The organism is Acidovorax cavernicola (assembly GCF_003581445.1).
In genome coordinates, this window is the sequence record NZ_QXMN01000162.1 from 1 (window position 1) to 2,038 (window position 2,038).

The window sequence follows — 2,038 nt, forward strand, 5'->3', positions numbered from 1 at the left end:
ACATAGACCAGCGCCATCGCCAGCGACAGCGGCAGCAGCACCCGCCACAGCACGCGCACATAGTCCACCCAGTAGTTGCCCACATCCTGGCTGCTTGACCGGGCCAGGCCGCGCACAAAACCTGCGCCGGCGGCCACGCCGGTCGTCGCGCCGGCAAACATCAGGAACGTGATGGCCGCCATCTGCGTGGCATTGCTCAGGCTGGATTCACCCGCGTACGATTGCCAGTTGGTATTGGTGATGAAAGAGGCGGCCGTATTGAACGCCAGATGCGGCGCTTGCGCTGCCAGCTCCAGCGGGTTCAGCGGCAACCAGTCCTGCAGGCGCAGGATCAGGTAGCCCAGCAGCAGCATCGCCGCATTGGAAAGCACCAGCGCGGCGCCGTAGCGCTGCCAACCCATGCGCTCTTGCGGATTCACACCCAGGGCGCCATAGGTCAGGCGCTCCAGCCAGGTATGGTGCTCGCTGGTAAAACAACGCGCCAGCCATTGCCCCATGGGGACAGTCAGCAGCGCCACCACCGTGAGAACCACGGCAAATTCCATCCAGGGTAACCACATGGTGTCTTCCCCTTCAGATGCGCGCCAAGGCGCGCACAAATGCCAGGAGTCCGACGAAGCAGACGACCGTCAGGCTCACAAAGATCAAGTCGTAAAGTGCATGCATGGCGGCCTCCTTAAAATTTCTCGGGGCGCAGCAGCGCATAGCCCAAATAGGCAAACAGCCCCAGCGCCGTAATGGCGGCCAGGACTTCAATCCAATGGCTGGTCAACATCTCATTTCTCCGGTTGCTGGTCAGCTCCATGCCCATCGCAGTGATGGGGCATGAGCTGGCACTGGAAGAAATGTAAAAATTCAGCCGTCAATACCGTGTATGAAATGCAGCGCTGGACATCAAGATGGCATCAAGATCGGCGCGATGCCGGATTCAGCGTGCCGCCTGCGCCAAGATTGCCTTGGTTTTCTCGGCGAGCGGCGCCTGGTACTGCATCGCCAGACCGGGATCGCGCTGCAGACCCGCCGCGGCCTGCGCCTGGAGACGCGCATTCGTTTTCGCCGCCGCTGGCCATGCATCCGGCAACTCTCCCAACTGCAGGCACAGAGGGCGATCCAGCTGCCGGGTCCAGGCGCTGTAGACATGCATGGCCGTCGCGTGCAGCGCTTCGATGTGCTGCGGAAGCTGCGCCAGAATCTGGGCTTCGTGCTGCACCGCCGGTCCGTGTACCTGGCGCAGTTCGTCCCGGCCGGCGCCGCACCAGGCTTTCACGCTGTGCGCCGTCACTTCCAGATGGCCCTGGAAGGCCCAGTTCCGGCCCTGCACAAAGCCCTTGTTCAGGCAGAACGCCCCATACATGCTGCGCATGGCGCCACGCGGAATGGCAAAGGTGTCGTAGTGCCAATTGAAAATTGTGAGCTCGCGCGGCACGTGCAGCAGATCCTGCGCTGGCCGCGTCACCCAGACGCGGCTCCAGCCAATGTTGGGGCAGGGGTTGCGCCACACCTTGGCGCCCATGGCACGGGCCAGCATCTGCGCGCCAAAGCAGTGACCCAGTACCGGCACGTCATGGGCCAGCGCATCCTGCAAAAGGCAGCGCTCCTGCTCGATCCAGCGCAGCTGTTCGTTGGCGCAGTGGTTGCTGCCCAACACCACAACGCCGCGGTAATCCGCGGCCCGCACCGGTGTGCGCTGGTCGAGGCATGGAGCGATCACCTCGAAGGGGATGCCCTGTTGCATTAAATACTCTCCCAGCACGCCCGGGCCTTGGGTTGCTTCGTGCTGGAGAATGGCGATAGGTTTCATACGTCAAAGGCCTGGATAGACAGGCCCATGGTTGCGATGTATGGAATCTAGAAGTGCCGACATCAAGCCCGCGTTGATATTGCTGCCGGCCGTATCAAGATGGCGGCAAGAGCGCCAAGGTGTGCTGCGGCGATGGTGCGCCCGGGGAGCCATCCGGCGACTCCGTGGCAGGACCAGGGCGGGAACGGCCCGGCGGGTGCCCGATGGCGCGAGAATGGCGGTTTCCAACAATCGAGG

At 62.9% G+C, this 2,038-nt stretch carries 3 protein-coding genes; all 3 read right to left on the minus strand.

What is annotated here, in order from left to right; all coding sequences use genetic code 11:
* On the minus strand, positions 1–560 hold a 560-nt coding region (locus D3H34_RS32030; RefSeq protein ID WP_205736854.1), incomplete at its 3' end, for a potassium-transporting ATPase subunit KdpA.
* Between the two features lie 116 nt (positions 561–676).
* Complete coding sequence (gene kdpF, locus D3H34_RS32035) at positions 677–805, minus strand: K(+)-transporting ATPase subunit F (RefSeq protein WP_286186541.1); 129 nt, start codon at positions 803–805, stop codon at positions 677–679.
* Between the two features lie 123 nt (positions 806–928).
* Positions 929–1,801: a type 1 glutamine amidotransferase gene (locus tag D3H34_RS32040; protein WP_119558805.1), complete on the minus strand. Its 873-nt coding sequence runs from the start codon at positions 1,799–1,801 to the stop codon at positions 929–931.
* Between the last annotated feature and the right edge of the window lie 237 nt (positions 1,802–2,038).